The following is a 6,488-nucleotide window of genomic DNA, read 5'->3' as shown; positions in this document are numbered from 1 at the left end:
TTTTCCAGCGTTATAGTGATGTTATAGAGCCGTTGTCACTTGATGAAGCCTTCCTTGATGTCAGTCAGAGCCCTCATTTTGCCGGCAGTGCCACCCGGATAGCTGAGGATATTCGCCGGGTAATTCTGGCAGAAACCGGTCTGACAGCATCAGCCGGCGTCGCACCTAATAAATTTCTGGCAAAAATTGCCAGCGATGAAAATAAACCCGATGGCCTCTTTGTTATTACTCCGGAGCAGGTTGCAGCTTTCGTACAGAAATTGCCCTTGGCGAAAATACCGGGGGTAGGCAGTAAAACGGCAGAGCGTCTGGGCCGGCTTGGCTTAACCCATTGCAAAGATATTGCACAGTGTGATTTGGCTTTACTGGTGAAGCATTTTGGCGCCATGGCTGATACCCTGATAAAACGCAGCCAGGGTATTGATGAGCGGCCGGTTCGAACCGAGCGCCATGCTAAGTCAATAGGTGTGGAACATACTCTGGCAACAGATATAACGGCATATCCAGAGTGTGTTCAGGCTTTAAATAAGTTATGGCCAAAACTGCAGCTGCGACTGGAAAATCAAAGTAAAAGAGGCTTACAGAAAATCGGCGTTAAACTTAAATTCAGTGATTTCAGGCAAACTACGGTCGAATGTCAGGCACAAACAGCCAGCCTGGAACAGTTTTTACCCTTGTTAGATCAGGCATGGCAACGTCGGCAGCAACAGGGGGTGCGCCTGGTAGGCTTGCAACTTGGTTTCAACTCACCCCATCCAGGCCAGTTATGTTTGCCTTTTGAAACCCTTCACCATTGACAAATGAGCAGGGGGTGGCACTTAATTTGCCGGCATAAAAACCAGACTTAGCGTCCCGATATAGCAAAGACGGCTACAGGCTGGGGCAATAGCGGCAATAAAAAAGCCAGCTCAATGGCTGGCTCTTTACAAAAACTATCAGATTAACCGGTTACAGTGACGTTTTCAGCCTGTGGACCTTTCTGACCTTCGGTAACTTCGAAAGTTACGCGTTGACCTTCAACTAAAGTTTTGCGGCCTGTGCCATTGATAGCGCGGAAATGAACGAATACGTCTTTGCCGCCTTCGCGCTCGATGAAACCAAAACCTTTATCTTCGTTGAACCACTTAACTGTACCAGAAATTAACTGTGACATAACACTCTCTTACTTTAACTAAATTTGCCGAAATTTCGGCGACTTAAATATTCTCGGCCAGCTAATCGGGTGGCTAAATATTCAAACGCATTATCAGTTATGCTGATTATGCGGTCAACATAAATACCGGACGAGCAGAAAATATATTTTCTTACAGGCCGCACCAGCTAAATCGCATCTGCCAGAACGTTTTACCGTCAGCTGGTACGACTTAAGCATTTTCAGTGTAGCAGTAAAATCGCTGTACAATTAAGCATCACAGGATTTATTTTTTCCGTCTTACCGGTCCGCTGCCATCATCGCCACCTTCAAAGTAGGGTGCAGGCTTATTTGCAGCAGTGCCAGCCTTTGCCGGACGCGGATTGTGGTATTTTTTTGCTGTTATCGCCTTAGGTGCTGCTGTCGCTTTCTCGGCCGGTGCTTTGCTGCCGCTAAAGCGTGCCGGTAGTGATTCCACCACTGAAAACGTTATGGCATGGCGTAAAAACCGCTCAATACGCTGCAAACTGGGCCAGTCTTTTGGACCTACCAGAGATATCGCCTGCCCTTTCGCACCAGCGCGTCCAGTGCGGCCAATCCGGTGAACATATTCTTCAGGATGTTTGGGTAAATCAAAATTAATGACATGCGATACCTGCAGCAAATCAAGTCCGCGTGATGCTAAATCAGTTGTCACCAACACCTGAAATTTACCGCTGGCAAATTGTTGCATTACACTGTTTCGTTGCTGCTGGGATAATTTGCCGCTTAGCGCAATTGCGGTAAATCCTGCGGCCTCACAAACACTGGTTAACCTTTCGGCATCAGCCCGGGTCGCTGTAAACATTATCATTTGTTTAATGCTTTGCTGCGTTAAAAAATGTGCCAGCAATGCTTCTTTATGACTTAAGTTATCAGCTAAGTAAAACTGCTGTTCAATGTCCTGATGCTGCTGATAGCCTGCACCCACTGCAATCCGGTAAGGGTTTTTCAGTAAAGCCAGTGCCAGATTATCCACCTCAGCATGATCAAGCGTCGCTGAAAATAATAATGTCTGACGTAAACGATGATCAGCTGCTTTATTTATCACGGTAAGCTGCGGTAAAAACCCAAGATCGAGCATGCGATCGGCTTCATCCAGTATCAGCATCTCCAGGCCCTGCAAAAACAATGTCTTATGCTCTAGATGGTCAACAAAACGTCCAGGCGTTGCCACAACAATAGTCGGCTGACGTTTCAGATTTTTTTCCTGATCATTAAAGTTCTCCCCCCCGACAATTAACGCCGCCGTAACCGGCGTATTGGCAATAAGTAAGCGTAGCTGAGCATAGACCTGCTTTGCCAGCTCCCGGGTTGGCGCCAGAATTAACGCCCTGGCATCCTGTTTGGATAACGCCCGGCTTTTTAACAACCGCTGCATCATCGGCAGTAAATACGCCAGCGTCTTACCTGAGCCTGTTTGTGACGAGACAATTAAATCACGGCCAATCATCACGGCCGGTATGGCTTCCTGCTGGATTTCCGTCGGTTTGTCAAAGCCCAGATGCTGAACAGACCGGAGCAAGCGGGGATCTAACGCTAAATCTTTAAATGGCAAAATTAACCTCGTTAGCTTGGAGTACTGGTATATGATAACCGAACTGGCCCATTTGAGTTAATAAGATTGCTTAAGGTACACTAAGTGCTTAATTAGCTTCCAACCTGAGTAGCCCTGTTATGAGTAATGCGTTACGTGACCAGCTGTTAAAAGCTGGCCTGGCCGATGCCAAGAAAGTGAAGAAAGTAAAAAAAGAAAAACACCAGATTAAAACCCAGGCTGGTAAAAAAGCGGTCCCCGGGAATCCGGCAACCACACTGGCACAGCAGGCCAGAGCTGAACAAGTTGCCCGCGATCGTGAATTAAACCGGCAAAAACAAGCTGAATTGGCGCAGAAAGCGATTACAGCTCAGGTGAAACAAATTATTGAAACCAATTTAATCAACAGTAAGGGCGATGTCGGCTTTAACTTTGTTGATGGTAAGCTGGTAAAAAAGCTTTATGTCACTGGCAAAGTGCACGATGAACTAAGCCGGGGCTTAGTTGCTATCGCCCGCATGGGCGAGCAATATGTGTTAATTCCGGCGCAGGTAGCTGAGAAAGTCATGCAACGGGATGCTGCCAGTATCGTCTTGCTCAATACTAAACAACAACAGCCTGATGAAGATGATCCATATGCCGATTATCAGATCCCAGATGATTTAATGTGGTAAGTTTTTTTCAAAAAAAATACTGGCATTCAAGGAGACACCATGCGTTTATTAATTAGGCTATTGGGTATATCGCTGCTGTTGCTCTGCGGTTCGGTCATGGCTGCCAGTGTCTGGAAAGTCAGTAAAGATGGCCACCATTTTTACCTGGCTGGTACCGTTCACCTGTTAAGTAAAACAGATTATCCGCTGCCTGCAGCTTATGATACAGCGTTTAACGCCAGTAGCCAGTTACTGTTCGAGACTGACTTAAACGCATTAACCAGCCCGGCCAGCCTGACCAAAATGATGCAGCAAAATACCTACAGTGACGGCAAAACCCTCGAACAGGTGCTTTCGCCCAAAGTGTATCAGCAACTGCAAGCCTATGCGACAGCGCGTGAAATTCCAATCTCAGCCATCAACCGTTTTAAACCTGGCTTTGCGGCGATGATGCTGGCCAATGTTGAAATGCAACGCTTAGGGGCAGCAGAGACCGGTGTTGATATGCATTATATGCAGTTGGCTCAGCAACAGAATAAACAAGTTGCCGGTCTGGAAACGCTGGATGAGCATTTTGCAGTGCTCGATGGCATCAATCAGCTTGATCCTGATCTGACCATCAGTTCGACCCTGGATGATATGCATAAAGTCAAGGACCAGTTAGTTGAGATGAAGCAAGCCTGGCGCAGTGGTGACGCCAGTAAACTGGAACAATTATTTATTGCCGATTTAAAAGAAGTTCCCCAGATGTATGAGAATTTGCTGGTAAAACGCAACCAGGCCTGGCTGCCGGCATTACAGGCACTTCGTCGTGATCAAAATACCGCCATGGTGCTGGTAGGCGCTTTGCACCTCGCAGGCGAACATGGCCTGCTTCAACTGTTACAGCAACAGGGTTACACGTTAACTCAGCTCACAGAGTAAGCTGATTAACTCTGCCAGGGATTAAGGCTTACCGACATCCATGACGGGCACTAATCCCTTTTACACCTTGACTAAAAGCAGGCGTTAATTGCCATCGTGGCCGGATTGGCGTCAAAGGTAATTCACGTTTGCGGGCAACCAGCAGATAACAACCGGCAAAGTAATTCAGATATTTCTCTGCAAAACGTTGAATACTATTGTTGGTGTACTCATTAACCAGCATACTGCCATAAAAAAAGCGTTGCTCTGCGAGCACTTCAAAACCAATCAGGTGTAACCAGTCTTTGACCCGGCCGGCTGAAAAAAAACGTCCCTGCCACGGATTTCGATGTTTCAGCCAGGGAGCAAATCCTAATAATCCCAGAATACTCAGCGGATTAAACCCGGTTAACAACAAATATCCATCGGGTAGCAGCACCCGGTGTGCTTCGCGCACAATGTGATGCGGATCAGCCTGATATTCCAGACATTGGCTGAGCAGAACAGCATCTATACTCTGGCTGCCAATGGGCAAGGTATCAGGTAAGGCAACCAAATGACTTTTGCCATTATCAGCACTACCTAAATGGATCTGATGTTTTACCTTACATCCCGGCAGCACCAGATCACTGCTTAAATCACCAACTTTCAGTAAGTAATACCCAAAAATTTGCTGCCACCAGGGTTGCAATTGCTCAGCTATCGCTCTGGCTAACGCCGGCCCCTGTAAAAACGCCTGCCAGCTTGCGGGGACCTGCGGTTCGTTTTCGTTTAATGCCGGTTTCATGATAAGGTTATGCCTGCTTTAATGTTGAGAGAGCTTTTTATTAATGTCAAAAGAGAAGCTGAAGCTGACTATCAGCCCGCTGGCTGCCTTTGAGGATAACTATATTTGGTGCCTCTGTCAGCCTGACAGCCCTTTTTGTGTCGTGGTAGATCCAGGTGACGCTAAACCTGTCCTGCAATTTTTGCAACAACAACAGAAAACCTTATATGCGATTCTTATCACCCACCACCATCATGACCATACCGGTGGCATTGCAGAACTGCAGCAAGTGTGGCCGGATGTTCGGATTATTGGCCCGGCTGCCGAGCAGCACGCTGTTAAACTGTTAACCGAGCCAGTTTGGCAACATGATACTGTTACTCTATCTCCGTTTGATCTTCGCTTTCAGGTTATTGATTTACCGGGACATACTCTTGGCCACATCGGTTTTTACAGCGAACCATACTTATTTTGCGGTGATACGTTATTCAGCGCCGGCTGCGGTCGCTTATTTGAAGGTACAGCGGAGCAATTATATCAGTCGTTACAAAAGCTTGCGACTTTACCCGGCGATACGATTGTCTATTGCACCCATGAATACACGCTGGCTAATCTGCAGTTTGCCCTGACGGTTGAACCTGAAAACCAGACACTGCAGGCTTATCAGCAATCTTGTCAGCATTTGCGCCAGCAAAATAAACCCACCCTTCCTACAGATATCGCGACTGAGCGACAAGTCAATCCATTTTTGCGATGTGAAAACAAGGTGTTGCAACAACGCTATCAGCAAGATAGTGCTGTTGGCCTGTTCCGCACGCTTCGATCGATGAAAGATCGGTTTAAATCCTGACTTGCAATCGGGCTTTGAATAGGTAACATGACTTTTTTTCTGCGGAATTATGTTATGCATTTAAAAATTTCTGCCGTCATGTTAGTTGCACTGCTAAGCGGCTGTGTCAGCACGACAGAATCAACAACTGAGACCGTCGACAAGCCGGTAAAAAAAACAGTAAAGGGGAAGATAAAAGGCGCCAGTGCTGAGCACATTGCCAATAGCCTGTGGTATGCCGAGACCGCCGCGGAACAAATGCCACCACTTGATGCCACTGAGCTGGAAGACTTGTGGCAGAGAATTCAGTTACAACTGACCTTTACTGTTCCGCAAACCCGACCCATTATTGAGCAGCGTAATTTCTACAGTCAACAGCAGAGCTACCTTGACAGGGTTGCCAGCCGGGCCCAGCCGTTTCTGTATTACATTGTTCAGGAACTGGAAAAAAGAAATATGCCGCTTGAACTTGCGCTATTGCCAATTGTTGAAAGCGCATTTGACCCCTTTGCCTACTCACCCGCCCGGGCGTCAGGCATGTGGCAATTTATGCCAGCCACCGGCAGTCGCTTTGGCCTGAAGCAGAACTTCTGGTATGACGGTCGGCGCGACGTTATTGAATCAACCCG

At 47.2% G+C, this 6,488-nt stretch carries 8 protein-coding genes; 5 read left to right on the top strand and 3 right to left on the bottom strand.

Translation table 11 applies throughout. The annotated features are described in order from the left end of the window. Positions 1 to 797 (top strand): DNA polymerase IV (gene dinB, locus R3177_RS12150; protein WP_318971296.1); only part of this gene is annotated, 797 nt, incomplete at its 5' end. Between the two features lie 143 nt (positions 798 to 940). Here the strand turns inward: dinB and R3177_RS12145 are convergent. Next, positions 941 to 1,153 carry a cold-shock protein gene (locus R3177_RS12145; RefSeq protein ID WP_019674773.1) on the bottom strand — a complete coding sequence of 71 codons (213 nt, stop codon included), beginning with the start codon at positions 1,151 to 1,153 and terminating at the stop codon, positions 941 to 943. Between the two features lie 265 nt (positions 1,154 to 1,418). Continuing rightward, positions 1,419 to 2,729 (bottom strand): DEAD/DEAH box helicase, encoded by a 1,311-nt coding sequence (locus tag R3177_RS12140; protein WP_318971295.1) that lies wholly within the window; start codon positions 2,727 to 2,729, stop codon positions 1,419 to 1,421. 119 nt (positions 2,730 to 2,848) lie between these two features. Between R3177_RS12140 and R3177_RS12135 the strand changes: the two genes are divergently transcribed. Both R3177_RS12135 and R3177_RS12130 read left to right on the top strand, forming a co-directional pair. After that, entirely contained in the window at positions 2,849 to 3,382 is a 534-nt protein-coding gene (locus R3177_RS12135) for a DUF2058 domain-containing protein (protein ID WP_318971294.1), read from the top strand. Positions 3,383 to 3,421: 39 nt separating this feature from the next. Beyond that, entirely contained in the window at positions 3,422 to 4,285 is an 864-nt protein-coding gene (locus R3177_RS12130) for a TraB/GumN family protein (RefSeq protein ID WP_318971293.1), read from the top strand. A 28-nt stretch (positions 4,286 to 4,313) separates the two neighbouring features. On the opposite strand, the gene R3177_RS12125 is transcribed toward R3177_RS12130, so the two are convergent. Next, positions 4,314 to 5,051: a methyltransferase domain-containing protein gene (locus R3177_RS12125; RefSeq protein WP_318971292.1), complete on the bottom strand. Its 738-nt coding sequence runs from the start codon at positions 5,049 to 5,051 to the stop codon at positions 4,314 to 4,316. Between the two features lie 43 nt (positions 5,052 to 5,094). Here R3177_RS12125 and gloB point away from each other — a divergent pair, with 43 nt between their 5' ends. Next, on the top strand, positions 5,095 to 5,880 hold the full coding sequence (gene gloB / locus R3177_RS12120) for a hydroxyacylglutathione hydrolase (protein WP_318971291.1): 786 nt from the start codon (positions 5,095 to 5,097) through the stop codon (positions 5,878 to 5,880). Positions 5,881 to 5,934: 54 nt separating this feature from the next. Beyond that, positions 5,935 to 6,488 (top strand): transglycosylase SLT domain-containing protein (locus R3177_RS12115; protein ID WP_318971290.1); only part of this gene is annotated, 554 nt, incomplete at its 3' end.

Source organism: Arsukibacterium sp. (assembly GCF_033722355.1).
GTDB lineage: Bacteria > Pseudomonadota > Gammaproteobacteria > Enterobacterales > Alteromonadaceae > Alishewanella.
This window is presented reverse-complemented; position numbering and strand designations above follow the sequence as displayed.